The following is a 14755-nucleotide window of genomic DNA, read 5'->3' as shown; positions in this document are numbered from 1 at the left end:
AATAAATCCAGGGACGATCAGCTTACCAGTTAGATCGTACTCGTCCACATCTCCCAAATCCATCTCGGTTGAATCACCTGGTGCAAGTAAATCTTCGATCTCATCACCGTCTATTAATATATCAAATTTTTCTACATCATCATCAGCACTTATCAAAACATACGCATTCTTCAAAAGCTTTTTAGACATATCTACAACTCCTTTGGTTGTTTTCAATGAATATTATACTGTGAACTACCATTGAGCTAAAGATTCAATAGCTTCCTAATTCATCAACCATTGCGGAAAAACACCCTAGAAGGGATCTAAGGATGCCCGTCTTACACAGTCTCCAAAGGCTTTACTTCCCCCAGTTCCTGGGGTAGAGTCAGTTTATACAGTGACTAACTGTTTCCTTATGTGCCATAAGGCTGTGTGGAAAATGCCTGTTTTAATCCAAACTGCCTAATATTAACGGCAGCATTTACATCTCTATCATGTTTAGTTCCACATTCAGGACATACCCATTCCCTATCAGAGAGTTTTAAACCTTCGTTCTTATACCCACATACACTACAAACCTTAGACGAAGGTTCGAACATTCCTATCTCGATTACCTTTTTACCTAATCTCTCTGCTTTGTATTTTAGAAATGTTTTGAATTGGTACCATCCTGAATCTGAAATACTTTTAGCTAAGTGATGATTCTTTAACATGCCTCTTATATTGAGAGTTTCCACAACGAAGACATCAGCTTGGTTCTCACTGATTTCTTTCGTTAGTTTATGTAGAAAATCCTCTCGGGTATTTTTTATTTTCTCATGTATTCTAGCAACTTCTAATTTTGCCTTGTCCCAATTCTTAGAACCTTGTTCTTTGCTTGAAAACTTTTTATATGCGTGTTTTAATTTCCTTTCGTACTTAGACAAAACTTTAGGAGCTGGATACTTTGTTCCATCGGATAATACAACAGAATCTTTCAATCCCATATCCATACCAATTGAGTTCTCGTAGTCTATATCTCTATCGGGGAAAGAACCTTCAACTTCGAATGTTATAGATACAAAGTACTTACCTGTTGTAGTTTTAATGAAAGTACAATTTTTTATCTTTGCATTTGGATCGATTTTTCTATGTACTCTTACTTTGATACCTTCTTTAAACTTTGGTACGAAAAGAGTACCATATTTATCATTACCCTCATTTTCATACAGTTGTATATGTTGTGGAACTCTAAACGATTGCCTACTTGATTTCTTTTTAAATTTAGGGTGCTTAGCTTGTTTCTTGAAGAAACGTTTATACCCAGTCTCTAAATCTTTTATGGACTGTTGCAAAGATTGAGAGTTGACATCGTTTAGCCATTGATACTTCTCAGTTTTTTTAAGAACCGTAAGTACTTTAGCCCACATATAATAGTTAGTTGATGTTTTGGTATTCTTGTATGCATTACTGGAGAATTCTAGAAAAAGATTGTATACAAATCGAGTATGTCCAAAATGCTGATTAAGTTTCTCTATTTGTTCGTTTGATGGATATATACGAAACTTGTATGTTTTTAACATATTCAATCACCTTAATTCGAAAACTCTATGATATAATACAATTGTACCATACATACATATAATTAACAACATTTTTTTGATTCAAGCTCGTAAGGATTAATATTTTGAAAAGGACAATGGTGGAATTCATCCATTAAGCTAAAGACTCAATGGTTTTCTTCCACGAATTTTATAAAATATCGTTTATGAGTTGATTTTTAAAAGAAAAAAGTATAAAACCAAGTAAGACGAATAATTCAAGCTTCATTAAAAATTACAATAAAAAAACAATGAAAATGTAAAACTTTCGTGTTGGATTGTAGGTGATATAATGATATTATTAAAGAAAAAAGCCTATTTTTCTCCTAAATTAGCTGTACTAGATTTTGTAAGTTTTAAGAAAATAAATATTAAAAGATTGAGGTCAGTTTTAAAGATAATATAGATAACGTCGAAATTGGGGAGAGGCAATATTATGAAAAAGTTTTATTATGTAGTGTTAATATTCCTTTTGTTGTTTGTATTAGTGCAGGTGAAAGAAAAACTGGAGGGTACGATCTTTCTTTGAATGACATCAGGATAAACAAAGATAACTTTCAAATTTTTATAGATTTGTTTTTAAAGGTGCCAGTTAAAGGGGAGATGGTCACACAAGCATTTACGTATCCTTCAATAGCGGTAGAAATTAACGAAGTTTTGGATGTAGGAGAGTGGGAAGTGATTGTAACCATTGAACAGAAGAATGGTGAACCATTGTTGTTGAGGAAGAATTTTACATTTTCTAATTAATATTTTTTGCTGTTTCTTGCAAAAAATCTTTTTTAAGTTTGCCGCAGTGTGCAAACTATGTTTTTAAATGATTTTGACCTTGATTTGGGGTTTTTAAGGGGAACTCCCTTAACGTTCGGGGATCTTAAGGGGCGAAGCCCTTTAAAGAAACATCGATAGTTTATATTTTCGAAAATTGGGAGACGCCCTAATTGGTCGTCTCCTATCAATAATTTTTCATTGTCTTTATAAAAGTCGTTATAGCGCCCTTCCCCCGCAGCCCACCCATAAGGAAAAAGGAGTTGGTTTTGCTCCACTACCCGCTCCATAGGGAAAAAGGAGTTGGCTTCGCCCCGCTGCCCGCCCATAAGGAAAAAGAAATTGGTTTCGACCCGTGCCGCCCAAGCTATTTTAAAAATAATTGAAATTTTGGCAAATAAATAGTATAATTGTTTGTGGTTGTTTTTTTGGAGGTTTTATTTTGAAAAAGCACGATCTACGTTCACTTGGTTATTTGAACATGATCATTTATTTTGCTGTAATAGTTCTGTCAAATATATTTGTTGGTCTTTTGATAGGATATTTAATATACAGGTTTACCGACCAGCAGATATGGATGGTTTTGTTGATGTTTTTAGGGATAATTTCTGGATTATATTCGGGTATAAGGGAGCTTTTGAAAGAGGTAGAGAAACATGAAAGAGCTGAAAAAAAAGCTGAAAGAGATAGAAATGAAAACAATAGCGATAGTTCTGATTGAGGCCTTAGTTCTTTCTTTATTCTTTTCTTTAGAAGCTCTTTGGGTTTTATGGGGAGGAATTGGTGCAGTTATAGGTTTTTATTCACTTGCAGAAGAGATTAAAAAAATGACGGTTGGTTCAAAGCCAAGAAAGATCTTACCTGGTTTTTTTATGAGATACCTTTTGTATGGTGTGATATTGGGAATCGCTGCCTTTAATTCAGCATATGCCCTTTTGTTGGCTTTTTTAGGTTTAATAAATTTGAAAATAGTTCCATTTTTATCCTATAAATAAGTATGTTAAGTAGTTGGAGGAGGTGTTCTTTTGACGAACGATAGATTAAAGAAATTTACCATCTTTCTTTTTGTAGCTTATGTAGTTTTGGGATTAATTAACTTTTTTGTTTTCGATATGAGTTTAGAGGGTGTTGGAGATAGATGGATTGTTTATTTTGGTGATGGCGGGTTCTTTGGTCAATTGAACCCAATGACTTTGATCATGTCTTTTGCTGTTATGTTTCTGTTGATTTTAGTTGCCAGGAGCATACATTTTGAGAGGATCCCTGGAAGGTTCCAGGCTGCTGTAGAAACTTTTTTTGATTATTTTTGGGAAATGGTGGAAGATTCCGTTCCAAATCCTAAGTATAGGAAACAAACTTTTGTAATAGCTATGAGTTTTTTCCTGTATATAGGTGTTTCAAATGTACTTGGTGGGATGCCTGGAATAAACGTTGTACCAGTTGAAAATGGATTGAATGTTCAGTTATTCACGGATACCTGGTACACACCTACCTCCGATTTAAATGTGAATCTAACGTATGCCTTGATGGTTTTAGTTGTCAGCCACTTTTTTGCGGCAAGGGCTAAAGGTGTACTCAAATGGCTTAAATCTTTTTTTGAACCAAATCCATTGTTGTTTCCTATCAACATAATCAGTGAATTGGCTAAACCAATCTCCCATTCTCTAAGGTTATTTGGTAACGTCATGGGTGGGGGAATATTAGTGTTGATTATTAGTTACATGTTGAAATATTTCGTTTTACCTGTGTTCTTATGGGGCTTTTTTGGTTGGTTTATTGGGCTCATTCAGGCCTTTGTTTTTTCTTTGTTAACTATTGCGTATATTGGTTCTTTATTGGAATAAAAACAAAACTTATCAAATCAGAAAAAACTAGTTTAAGGAGGAGAAAAAGATGGATTTATCTACTATGCTTCAAAATTTAATTACTGAAGGTGGTTCCATTGGATGGGGCTTATATTATTTAGGAAAGTTATTGGGAGCAGGAGTTGCAATGGGAATAGGAGCTATAGGTCCTGGTGTTGGAGAAGGTAACGTTGGTGCACACGCAATGGATGCTATGGCAAGGCAACCAGAGATGAGCGGAAATTTAACAACGAGGATGTTATTGGCAATGGCGGTTACAGAGTCAACCGGTCTTTATTCTTTGGTTGTTGCCTTGATCTTGTTGTTTGTTCTTCCATGAGTGTTTATTTTGTTGAGTTTTATTAGTTTTTCCCCCAAAGAGGTGATTGTATGATATCTTTTAACTTAACTTCCATAGTCAATTTAGTAGGTTTTTTGGCTTTCATGTTTCTTATGTACAAGTTGTTGTACAAACCGTATTTTGATATCACAGATAAAAGAAAGAAAGAAGTAGAGAAGAATTTGAACGAGGCTGAAAAATTAAGGTTAGAAGCCCAATCAAAGAAAGAAGAGTTGGATAAGCAACTAGCTGAAGTGGATGATAAAAGACGTGAAATTTTAACTGAAGCTGATGAACAAGCTAAATCTATAATCAAGGCTGCTCAACAAGAGGCTCAAGAGCAGAGGAAATTTATTTTAGAAAAGGCAGAAAAAGAGGCTGAAGAGATTAAAGAAAGTGCAGCAAGAGAACTGCAATCGAGAATAGTTTCTCTAGCTGTTACCATTTCCTCTATGATATTAAAGGAGCAGATCGATAAAAAGAAGAATGAAGAGTTGATAAGAAGGGCTATAAACAGTTTGAAAGACAAAGGTGAATTATAATGAAAGCTTCTTATTTTTTGGCTTCAAAGTATGCCCAAGCCATTTTGGGTACTTTAGAAGAAAAGGGTGAAATTTCAAGATTAGATGAATACGTAGAAGCGTTTCAAAGGTTAAAAAAAGCTCTTGAAAGCAGTGAAACTCTTAGGGATATGGCTTATAGTCCGTTGATTCCTCCAAAATATATAGTTACAAAATTGAAAGACGTCTCAGAATTTGATGATACTATTTTTGTTCAATTTTTAGAAGTTTTAGTGGATAAAGGGCGTCAAAATTTAATTCCTTTTATGTCTCATATTTTGTATCAAGAGAGTTTAGAAAGAGAAAAAGTTGTGGAAGTGAGACTTGTACTTCCCAATAAAGTAACTAATACAATTATAAATCAGATTAAACAAGCTATTCATAATAAAACAGGAAGAAAAATAAAGTTAATAACACAATTCAACGAAGATCTTATAGGTGGATTACAGTTATACATAGGAGATAAGTTTTTTGATTACTCCGTAAAAGGATTTTTAGAGAACATTCAATCTGCCTATGCACCAGTTGGTGGAGGTGAAATATTTGAGAGTTAATCCAGATGAGTTGACAAAAGTAATAGAAGAGCGTATTAAAAGTTATGAAAGTGGAGAGATAAAAGAAATAGGATGGGTAATGCAGGTAAGCGATGGAATCGTTAGAGCTTACGGTTTGAAGGATGTTATGACCAACGAATTGGTTGAAATAGAAACATCTGAAGGTGAAAAGATCTACGGTATAGCTATGAATTTAGAAGAAGATAATGTTGGTATAATAACCTTGGGAGATTACAAAGGAATAAAAGAAGGGGACAAATTAGTTAGAACCAACAGAATAATAGAAGTACCCGTTGGGGAAAATATGCTAGGTAGAGTGGTTAATCCTTTAGGTATCCCATTGGATGGAAAGGGTGAAATAAATACCGATGAGTTTTATCCTATCGAAAGGAAGGCAATGGGTGTTGTAACAAGAAAACCTGTTGATACGCCTCTTCAAACTGGGTTGAAAGTGTTGGATGCCTTGATTCCTATAGGAAGAGGTCAAAGAGAGCTTATAATCGGAGATAGACAAACGGGTAAAACCGCCATAGCTATCGATACGATAATAAATCAGAAAGGGAAAAATGTTTTTTGTATTTATGTTTCGATTGGGCAAAAGTCATCGGGTTTGGCAAGAACGATCGATAATTTAGAAAAGTACGGCGCAATGGACTACACTGTAGTGGTGGCAGCAGATGCTTCTGATCCTGCCTCTTTACAGTATATAGCTCCATACGCTGGTGCGGCAATTGGAGAATATTTTATGTTTAACGGTAAAGATGCGTTGGTAATATACGACGATCTAACCAAACACGCCGCTGCTTACAGAGAAATATCGCTACTGCTTAGAAGGCCGCCTGGAAGGGAAGCTTATCCTGGAGATATTTTTTATTTGCATTCGAGATTGTTGGAAAGGGCGTCTAGGTTGAACGAAAATTATGGAAATGGTTCTTTGACAGCTTTGCCAATAATCGAGACGCAGGCGAACGATATTTCTGCATATATTCCAACCAACGTTATTTCAATAACGGATGGTCAGATCTATTTAGAAACAGGGTTGTTTAACGCGGGGATAAGACCTGCTGTTAACATAGGTTTATCTGTTTCAAGGGTCGGTGGAGATGCTCAGACCAAGGCGATGAAAAGGGTAGCTGGATCTTTAAAATTAGACTTAGCACAGTACAGAGAGTTAGAATCCTTCACTCAGTTTGCTGCGGATCTTGATGAGGCAACAAAGAAACAGCTAACAAAAGGTGAAAAACTCACTGAATTGATGAAGCAACCACAGTATTCACCTATGGAGATAGAAGAACAAGTTGCCGTTATTTACGCTGCCAATGAAGGCTATTTGGATCAGATCCCTACCGATAGAATAGGTGATTTTGAAAGACAATTTTTAGCCTATCTTAAAGAAAATTATATTGATACTTTAAATAAGATAAGAGAGAGCAAAGACATTACAGATGAGATAAAGAAAGAACTGAATGAAGCAATCTCAAAATTTTTGAATGTGTTTAGATGATTGGGGTGATTTTAAATGAGTCGTGGTAATTTAAGAGCCATTAGAAGAAGGATCGCCTCTACAGAATCTACTATGCAAATAACAAGAGCCATGCAGATGGTTGCCACAGCCAGGCTCAACAAAATACAGAAGCGATGGAAAGGTGTAAAAGATTATTCTAACTACACAGAAAGAATTCTGAAAAAAGTTCCCTTTGTTGAAGAAAGCTTATACACTCAAAATGGTGAAGGTTCTTTAATTTTTGTGATCACCCCAGACATGGGATTAGCCGGCTCATTTCCATCTGATTTAGTAAAAGAAGCTTTAAGGGCGAAATCTAAGCTGGAAGATTTTAAAGGATACTTTGCATTGGGTGCAAAGGGGTATTCAGGTTTAAAGAGTGAAACAGTCTTGGAAAAAGAGATAAATTTATTCGATATTCCAAAGGTTGACCATGCGGAGTATTTGCTGGAAATTATTTTCCAAATTATGGAGAATAAAGGCATTAGTAAACTGAAAGTTGTATATGGAGAGTTAAAAAATGCCTTGATACAGTTACCAAAAACTTATGATCTACTTCCGATAACAAGAGATAAATTTGAAATAGATGCCAGATACGAATACGAACCCGAGGAAGAAAAAGTGTTTGAGGATGCTGCATATCAGTATCTTCTCTCTAAAATGTATCTATTTTTATTTGAAACCAAGTTGAGTGAACTTCATGCCCGACAAAACGCAATGAAAAACGCCACGGATAACGCACATGATTTAATAGAAGAGTTGAACCTTGATTACAACAAGCAAAGACAAGCCTCTATTACCCAAGAGTTGATAGAGATTGTTAATGGGGCGAATATGCAATAGGAGGTAATTCGATGCAAGATCAAAAAGGTAAAATAATATCTGTTATTGGACCTGTCGTTGATGTGAAATTCCCTGAAGGCCAACTACCTAACGTTTACGATGCTTTAAAAGTAAAGAACGAATACTCAGGAGAAGAGTTGATTCTTGAAGTTGAGCAATTAATCGGAGACGATACAGCTAGATGTGTTGCGATGGATTCTACCGATGGTATAAGAAGAGGGCAAGAGGTTATCAACACACAAGAGTCCATAAAAGTTCCCGTCGGGGAGACGACATTGGGAAGGATGTTCAACCTTTTAGGTAAACCTATCGATGAAAAAGGAGAGGTTGAAGGGGAAGAGTATTGGCCAATTCACAGGGATCCTCCATCGTTAAATGAACAAGATACATCTGTTGAGATTTTAGAGACAGGTATTAAAAGTATAGATCTTTTGGCTCCGTTCCCGAGAGGTGGGAAAATAGGATTCTTTGGGGGAGCAGGTGTTGGTAAGACGGTTCTTGTTATGGAACTTATAAGGAATATTGCTAAAGAGCACCAAGGGATCTCTGTATTTGCAGGTGTAGGCGAAAGGACCAGGGAAGGTAACGATCTTTGGTTGGAAATGCAAGAGACAGGGGTCATTGATAGCACAGCGTTGGTGTTCGGTCAGATGAATGAACCCCCTGGAGCGAGGTTCAGGGTCCCTCTAACCGCGTTGACAATCTCAGAATATTTTAGGGATAAGCAAAAAAAAGATGTCTTACTTTTCATAGATAATATATTCAGGTTTGTTCAAGCAGGATCAGAGGTGTCGGCTTTACTAGGAAGAATGCCCTCTGCTGTAGGATACCAGCCAACGTTGGCATCGGATATGGGGCAGTTGCAAGAGAGAATAACCTCCACAAAAGATGGTTCTATTACCTCTGTTCAGGCTATTTATGTTCCTGCAGACGATTTCACGGATCCCGCACCTGCTACTACTTTTGCCCATTTGGATGCAAATATAAACCTTTCAAGAAAACAGTCAGAGTTGGGACTTTATCCTGCGGTTGATCCATTAGATTCCACATCGAAGATGTTGGATCCCAACGTAGTTGGACAAGAACATTACACCGTTGCAAGAGAAGTCAAAGAAGTTTTGCAGAGGTATGAAGATTTACAAGATATAATAGCGATTTTGGGTATAGAAGAATTGTCCGAGGAAGATAGACAGGTAGTGAATAGAGCCAGAAGAATCCAAAGATTCTTAACTCAGCCTTTCTTTGTTGCAGAAAGGTTCACGAATTATTCGGGAAAGTATGTTAATGTAGAAGATACTATCAAAGGTTTTAAAGAAATACTTGAAGGGAAGCATGATGATTTACCTGAAAGCGCCTTTTATATGGTGGGAACGATAGAAGAAGCTGTAGAAAAAGCGAAAAAAATGAATGTATGAAGTGTTTTTAAGGCAGGTGGTGTAAATATTTAAATTCAAAGTTGTTACCCCAGAAGGGGTAAAATATGAAGAAGATGTTCAGTATGTAGAATTTAAAACAAAAGAGGGATCAATGGGAACCTTAACTCAAAGATTGCCGATCGTGACATCTTTAAGGATTGCCCCGGTATCGATAAAAAAAGTTGATAACTCTGTGCAAAGTTTTGCCATCCATGGTGGTATTCTGGAAATGACCGGGGATGAAATGACTATTGTTACCACCGCTGCTGAAAAATCGGAAGATATAGATATCGAAGCCGCAAGGAATGCTATGGAAAGTGCCCAAGAAGAGATAAAAGAAACTGAAGATAAGTTTAAAAAAATCAAATTACAAACTAGAATTGAAAAGAATCTTTTGAGGGTCAATATGTCAAAAAGGAAATAAAAGGTTTCTTAACTATCTTTGAATGAGGTCTATTTTGGTTTTTATCCTTTGTAAATCACTGTAATTTTTTTCTAAATAATTGTCTTTAATAGTCTTTAAATAGCCTAAGTTCAGCCATATTTTTCCCCTTTCTTTCAACGAGGTTTTATCTTCCTCTAAAATAGAAGGGGAAAATATTTTTTGATCTGTTAGAACGTATGCGAGCAAATTATTAGCTAAGTCTTGATTATTGCCAGCCACAGAACTTTTGCTGAATACGAGGTCAACTTCTTGAATCTTCAAAGTTGCTATAACAGCCGGATTTGTCACTTCTTCGGGGAGTACAAAAGAGATTCTATAGGAGTTTATTGAGAATAATCTATGAGTCAAACTTCTTTCTTGGTTTATGAGAATAAGTTGATTGTTGAAAAGTTTAAGAATATCGTTTTTTAGAAATAGAATCAAATGAATTCCGTAAATATTGACAATTTCAGAAATTAAGTGTAATTTACGGTAGGGGATATTTTTGTTAGATGAGAAAGAAAAAAGATAAAAGCCTTGGTTGATACCATCAGCAAGCTGTTTTATTATGTTTTTTGAAGATAATTTTTTTATTATGTATATACCTAAACTGTTCTTGTTATAACTTTTTGGTTCTTCATTGATTGTATTTAAAGACTCAAACAATTCTTTTTTGAGAAAGTTATAATGTAACTTTAAGAACAGATCGCGCGTCCTCATTCTATCTCAGCACCTTGACATCATAGGTGTGAATCGTTTCTTTCAAATCTGATAAATACTTTCCAAAAGAATATATATAATTTTTACTCTTTTTAAAATCAAGTGTGAAATAAATAGCGTTTTTGATCACGAATTCGTTTTTGTAATTGGGAACGATGTAGGATACCGTAGTTTCGTTTTTCGCTGTGTTGATAATTATCGCCGGGATTTTTACACTTCTCAAATTTGACTGTATATGTAGAAGTACTTTTCTTTCTAAACTTTCAGAAAAGTTCAATGATAGAACGATTAAATCCACTTGGTACAAAAGATTCAAGAAATAAAATTCAAAATTTAGAGCATCATTGGTAAACCCGAAAGATAATAAAATATCTTTTTCCGTTATGAACCTATTATCCTTGTTTAAATATGTTTTGTTCCTGTTTATATAACATTCTACATACTCTTTGTTATTGATAGCAATAACCTCAGATTGGTCGTTTAAAGACCAACCTGAGGTTGATAGTATTAAATCAAAATCAAAAAATTCCATCGCGTTTGCTGAGTTTCCCACAAAAATTCTCATTGTCCAAATTTTTCATAAAAAGTTTTATACGCCAAATAAGTTTCGTATATATCCGCTTTTGATGCCACTTCATACGGAGAGTGCATCCCCAAAAGCGGAACGCCAGCATCCAAAACGTCTAAACCTTTCTCGGAAAAGAAAAGGGCTATGGTTCCTCCTCCGCCTCTATCTACTTTTCCCAATTCTCCTATTTGCCAAGATATGCCTTCTTTATTGAAAAGATTTCTAATTTTTCCTACTAATTCAGCATTTGCATCGTTTGTTCTTCCTTTGCCCCCTGATCCTGTGTATTTCATAAGAGTTATACCGTAACCCAATTTTGGAGCATTGGATAAATCGTGAGCTTCTTTGTAGTTCGGATCTACAGCAGCTGAAACATCAGCTGAAAGCAAAGTAGAATTGGTAAGGATTTCTTCTATGTTTTGAAGTAATTCTTCCTCTTTTGCTAAAGCGGCAATTTTCTTCAACACGTAGATCCAAAAATGATTTTTTGCACCTGTATTTCCATCGCTACCTATTTCTTCTTTATCGACTAGTAAAACTGCCGGGTTCTTTACAGAAGTTTGTGCATCAATTAAAGCGGTTAATCCTGTGTAGGCACAAACCCTATCGTCGTGTCCGTACGAAGCTAAAAGGCTTTTATCTAGACCTACATCTCTGGCAGGAAGTGCAGGAACGATTTCCAATTCAGCACTGACTAAGTCTTCTTCTACGATTCCATATTTATCATTCAAAATCTTCAAGATATTTAACTTAACCGGATTTTTAATTTTATCGGTTTCATCGTAGGAGATTGCAGTAGTACCAACTAGCAAATTCATCTTTTCAGCTTCAAATGCTTCCGAAACCTTTTTATTAGCTAAATCTCTATCCAAATGAGGCAGTAAATCTGATATTACAAATACTGGATCATTTTCGTCTTGTCCTATGGAAACTTCTATTTTACTACCGTTGTTTTTTATTACTACGCCATGTAATTCAAGTGGTATGTTGAACCACTGATACTTCTTCACTCCACCATAATAATGAGTCTTCGCCATCGCAATATTCTCATCTTCCACTATTGGTTCGGGTTTTAAATCAAACCTTGGCGAATCTATGTGGGCACCTACTATGTTGATGCCATCCTTCAAAGGATTGTTGTACTTCAAAGCAAATATTGCTTTGTCTCTGTTTACAAAGTAAACTTTAGCCCCTTTCTCTATCTTTCCAGAGTTCACATAATAAGAAAGAGGTTTGAAACCGTTTTTTTCAAGGAGCTCCACTGAGTATGAAGCGGCCTTTCTTTCAGTTTTAGAAAAGTTGATAAAATCCTTGTACTGTGAAGAATACTTATCGATATCTTCTCTGTTTCTTTTGCTCCATACACTTTTCTTTTGAAAAGTTAAACTTTTTTCTAACTCTGTTAGGTCCATTAGATCACCTCCAATAAAATTTTACCATATTTTTTTAAAAATAAGCATAGTTAAATAATTTTTTATGAAGTCTTGGTTTATGTATACTCAAATAATCCGTTTATATATGATTAGGAAGAAATATTCGTCAATAGAGTTGATTACGATGTTTAAACTTTAGTTTTCTTCAATTTTATTATTTGTTTAAACTGTATAAAAATATTATAATAGATATGCTTAAGGAAGATAAGGTTTACGGGGGAAGGGGCAAAGACTTCTTTATTTTTTGGTGGGCTGCAGGGCGAAACACTGATTTCACTTCCTTATGGACGGGGTCCAGGATGAAAGGGCAAAAGTCCTTTTCCCTTATAGGGTGGGGAGCGGGGGAAGGGCGCTAACACAAGTTTTAGAGTTCCTAAAGTCAATTAAAAATTTTTGTGAGGAGGGACTTTTATGGAAAAGAAGATTTATCCAGAGTTGACTATGGATTTTGTAAGGGTCACAGAAGCATCAGCCTTGATGAGTAGTTTGTACTTGGGTTGTGGTAATCTGGAAATGATTAAGCATAGTTCCATTGATGCTATGAGAGGTATGTTTGATTACATAGACTTTAAAGGGAATATAGTAATGAGTAAATATGCTAAAGAAAATTCAAAGATGTTGTACGTAGGTGAAAAAGTGGGTAGTTGGCAAGATAACACTTCTGAAATGGATTTGGCGGTGGACGCTATAGACGGCGTGAAATTAGCTGCTTTCGGCCTGCCAAATGCCATAAGTGCGGTTGCTGCCACAGTGGCGGGAGGTATTAAATTACTGCCGACTTTTTATTCATTTAAACTTGCTGTAGGTCGTGAATTAAAAGGTAAATTGGATTTAAGAAAACCTATGAAAGAGAATATAAAAATTGCAAGTGAGGTTTTGGGAATTGCACCTACGGAACTAACTTTTGTTATTTTGAATAGGCAAAGGCATGAAGAGATTATAGAAGAGATTAAAGAAGCTGGTTCGAGAATAAAATTAATAAGTGATGGGGATATTACAGCAGCCATAGCAACCGCAGTTCCCGATAGTGGGGTGGATATATATGTTGGTATTGGAGGGACTCTTGAAGGGATACTCTCAGCTGCTGCTTTAAAAACGTTAGGTGGAGAAATTCAAATGAAATTATGGACAAGAGATAGAATTGAAGAACAATCGATCAAGGAAAAAGGTTGGGACCTTGAAAAAATCTTTTATACCGATGAAATAGTTGGTGGGGAAGATGTAATATTTTCTGCAACGGGTATAACCGATGGAGATCTTTTAAAAGGTGTGAAATTTGTAAAAGGTTTTGCTTACACTCATACGCTTACGATGAGAAGTAAGAGTGCTACTATAAGAAAAATCGAGTCTATGCATAATTTGAAAAATAAAACTATAAGGTTAAAATCTCTGGAAGAGGATAAAAGATTAATCGATTTGAGAAGCGAGTATATTAATTAATTAGGTCGAAACACCTTTTTCTTTTGTCCTTGTCATAAGTAAGATTACCCCTTCAAAAGCTATTTGTAAATAATAAGTTGCGAATCTCCACAACAGTATAGTTGTAGAAACGAATCTTCCAGGCATAAAACTGGCAAGGACAATACCATATAATGTCTCTACTCCACCTGTGGAACCAGGGGTAGGTATATAATAGATAACAAAATTCATTATTATAAAAAGTATGAATATTTCAAGAATGCTGTAGCTTCTTGATGTAATTGATGTCAGGGCAATGTACAAACCCAAAGAATGAAAAAAAACGATGAAGCCTCCCAGTATAAAGTCAAACGTAACTATATGTGCCTTTTCGACCCATAGTGTTTTAATACTTAACTTTAGCTCTTCTAACCAATTTTCTAACTTTTGTAATCTTTGTTCGAATTTCGATTTGTTTTTTAATGGAAATATCTTTAGTAAAAAATTAAACAACTTATATATCAATTTTGGGTTTAAAAATAGTAAAATTAACAAAGCTGAAAACCCCAAAGCGGCTATTATACCAACGATAAGTATATATTTCCCAGTTCCTATTCTGCCTAAAATACTCATCACTCTTCTTATGAAAATTAAGATAATGGCAGAAGAGAACAGTAAATTTTCTACAAGTCTTGACAACACTATATTTGTAGCCAAAGTTGACTCTATTCCTAATTTTGTAAGATGATATATTTGATAAGGTTGACCACCACTAGCCATTGGTGTGATATTTGACATAAAATAGTATGAAATGGTATTATA

17 protein-coding genes and 1 pseudogene are annotated in these 14755 nt (G+C 35.3%); 12 read left to right on the top strand and 6 right to left on the bottom strand.

Annotated elements, in window-relative coordinates:
• Positions 1–189 (bottom strand): annotated as a pseudogene (locus tag AA81_RS05215) (amidohydrolase); the annotation flags it as partial.
• A 206-nt stretch (positions 190–395) separates the two neighbouring features.
• The gene (locus AA81_RS05210; RefSeq protein ID WP_012208584.1) at positions 396–1544 is read right to left on the bottom strand and encodes an RNA-guided endonuclease TnpB family protein; all 1149 of its coding nucleotides are present in this window, start codon (positions 1542–1544) and stop codon (positions 396–398) included.
• Between the two features lie 396 nt (positions 1545–1940).
• Here AA81_RS05210 and AA81_RS14540 point away from each other — a divergent pair, with 396 nt between their 5' ends.
• The 11 genes from AA81_RS14540 (at position 1941) to atpC (ending at position 9814) form a co-directional block, all read left to right on the top strand.
• Positions 1941–2312 (top strand): protease complex subunit PrcB family protein, encoded by a 372-nt coding sequence (locus AA81_RS14540; protein WP_103898445.1) that lies wholly within the window; start codon positions 1941–1943, stop codon positions 2310–2312.
• Positions 2313–2772: 460 nt separating this feature from the next.
• On the top strand, positions 2773–3051 hold the full coding sequence (locus tag AA81_RS05200) for an AtpZ/AtpI family protein (protein WP_103076370.1): 279 nt from the start codon (positions 2773–2775) through the stop codon (positions 3049–3051).
• A complete protein-coding gene (locus AA81_RS05195) occupies positions 3023–3325 on the top strand; it encodes a hypothetical protein (RefSeq protein ID WP_103898444.1) in 303 nt (100 codons plus the stop codon). Before AA81_RS05200 ends, AA81_RS05195 begins: the two co-directional genes overlap by 29 nt.
• A gap of 30 nt (positions 3326–3355) precedes the next feature.
• Positions 3356–4174 (top strand): F0F1 ATP synthase subunit A, encoded by an 819-nt coding sequence (gene atpB / locus AA81_RS05190; RefSeq protein ID WP_103898443.1) that lies wholly within the window; start codon positions 3356–3358, stop codon positions 4172–4174.
• Between the two features lie 49 nt (positions 4175–4223).
• Complete coding sequence (locus tag AA81_RS05185) at positions 4224–4514, top strand: F0F1 ATP synthase subunit C (protein ID WP_211286452.1); 291 nt, start codon at positions 4224–4226, stop codon at positions 4512–4514.
• Positions 4515–4564: 50 nt separating this feature from the next.
• The gene (gene atpF / locus AA81_RS05180) at positions 4565–5056 is read left to right on the top strand and encodes a F0F1 ATP synthase subunit B (protein ID WP_103898442.1); all 492 of its coding nucleotides are present in this window, start codon (positions 4565–4567) and stop codon (positions 5054–5056) included.
• Positions 5056–5628 (top strand): ATP synthase F1 subunit delta, encoded by a 573-nt coding sequence (gene atpH, locus AA81_RS05175; RefSeq protein WP_103076366.1) that lies wholly within the window; start codon positions 5056–5058, stop codon positions 5626–5628. Before atpF ends, atpH begins: the two co-directional genes overlap by 1 nt.
• The gene (gene atpA, locus AA81_RS05170; RefSeq protein ID WP_103898441.1) at positions 5618–7132 is read left to right on the top strand and encodes a F0F1 ATP synthase subunit alpha; all 1515 of its coding nucleotides are present in this window, start codon (positions 5618–5620) and stop codon (positions 7130–7132) included. The genes atpH and atpA overlap by 11 nt, the downstream gene beginning before the upstream one ends.
• Before the next feature lie 15 nt (positions 7133–7147).
• On the top strand, positions 7148–7975 hold the full coding sequence (atpG, locus tag AA81_RS05165; protein WP_103898440.1) for an ATP synthase F1 subunit gamma: 828 nt from the start codon (positions 7148–7150) through the stop codon (positions 7973–7975).
• An 11-nt stretch (positions 7976–7986) separates the two neighbouring features.
• On the top strand, positions 7987–9390 hold the full coding sequence (gene atpD / locus AA81_RS05160; RefSeq protein WP_103076363.1) for a F0F1 ATP synthase subunit beta: 1404 nt from the start codon (positions 7987–7989) through the stop codon (positions 9388–9390).
• Between the two features lie 25 nt (positions 9391–9415).
• Complete coding sequence (atpC, locus tag AA81_RS05155; RefSeq protein WP_103898439.1) at positions 9416–9814, top strand: ATP synthase F1 subunit epsilon; 399 nt, start codon at positions 9416–9418, stop codon at positions 9812–9814.
• Between the two features lie 12 nt (positions 9815–9826).
• On the opposite strand, the gene AA81_RS05150 is transcribed toward atpC, so the two are convergent.
• From AA81_RS05150 to AA81_RS05140, 3 genes are read right to left on the bottom strand one after another with little or no spacing between them, the layout of a single operon-like run.
• A complete protein-coding gene (locus AA81_RS05150) occupies positions 9827–10534 on the bottom strand; it encodes a hypothetical protein (protein ID WP_103898438.1) in 708 nt (235 codons plus the stop codon).
• Between the two features lies 1 nt (position 10535).
• On the bottom strand, positions 10536–11087 hold the full coding sequence (locus tag AA81_RS05145; protein ID WP_103898437.1) for a hypothetical protein: 552 nt from the start codon (positions 11085–11087) through the stop codon (positions 10536–10538).
• Between the two features lie 8 nt (positions 11088–11095).
• Positions 11096–12514 carry an aminopeptidase gene (locus AA81_RS05140; protein ID WP_103898436.1) on the bottom strand — a complete coding sequence of 473 codons (1419 nt, stop codon included), beginning with the start codon at positions 12512–12514 and terminating at the stop codon, positions 11096–11098.
• 432 nt (positions 12515–12946) lie between these two features.
• Between AA81_RS05140 and glpX the strand changes: the two genes are divergently transcribed.
• Positions 12947–13975 (top strand): class II fructose-bisphosphatase, encoded by a 1029-nt coding sequence (gene glpX, locus AA81_RS05135; RefSeq protein ID WP_103898435.1) that lies wholly within the window; start codon positions 12947–12949, stop codon positions 13973–13975.
• Here glpX and AA81_RS05130 read toward each other — a convergent pair.
• Positions 13976–14755 (bottom strand): lysylphosphatidylglycerol synthase transmembrane domain-containing protein (locus AA81_RS05130; protein WP_146050348.1); only part of this gene is annotated, 780 nt, incomplete at its 5' end.

It is taken from the genome of Petrotoga halophila DSM 16923 (assembly GCF_002924615.1).
This window is presented reverse-complemented; position numbering and strand designations above follow the sequence as displayed.

Excerpts from the sequence above, each read along its gene's own strand:
- AA81_RS05210 (WP_012208584.1), bottom strand. The coding sequence starts at position 1,544 with ATGTTAAAAACATACAAGTTTCGTATATATCCATCAAACGAACAAATA.
- AA81_RS05195 (WP_103898444.1), top strand. The coding sequence starts at position 3,023 with ATGAAAACAATAGCGATAGTTCTGATTGAGGCCTTAGTTCTTTCTTTA.
- AA81_RS05185 (WP_211286452.1), top strand. The coding sequence starts at position 4,224 with ATGGATTTATCTACTATGCTTCAAAATTTAATTACTGAAGGTGGTTCC.
- atpF (WP_103898442.1), top strand. The coding sequence starts at position 4,565 with ATGATATCTTTTAACTTAACTTCCATAGTCAATTTAGTAGGTTTTTTG.
- atpH (WP_103076366.1), top strand. The coding sequence starts at position 5,056 with ATGAAAGCTTCTTATTTTTTGGCTTCAAAGTATGCCCAAGCCATTTTG.
- atpG (WP_103898440.1), top strand. The coding sequence starts at position 7,148 with ATGAGTCGTGGTAATTTAAGAGCCATTAGAAGAAGGATCGCCTCTACA.
- atpD (WP_103076363.1), top strand. The coding sequence starts at position 7,987 with ATGCAAGATCAAAAAGGTAAAATAATATCTGTTATTGGACCTGTCGTT.
- AA81_RS05150 (WP_103898438.1), bottom strand. The coding sequence starts at position 10,534 with ATGAGGACGCGCGATCTGTTCTTAAAGTTACATTATAACTTTCTCAAA.
- AA81_RS05140 (WP_103898436.1), bottom strand. The coding sequence starts at position 12,514 with ATGGACCTAACAGAGTTAGAAAAAAGTTTAACTTTTCAAAAGAAAAGT.
- glpX (WP_103898435.1), top strand. The coding sequence starts at position 12,947 with ATGGAAAAGAAGATTTATCCAGAGTTGACTATGGATTTTGTAAGGGTC.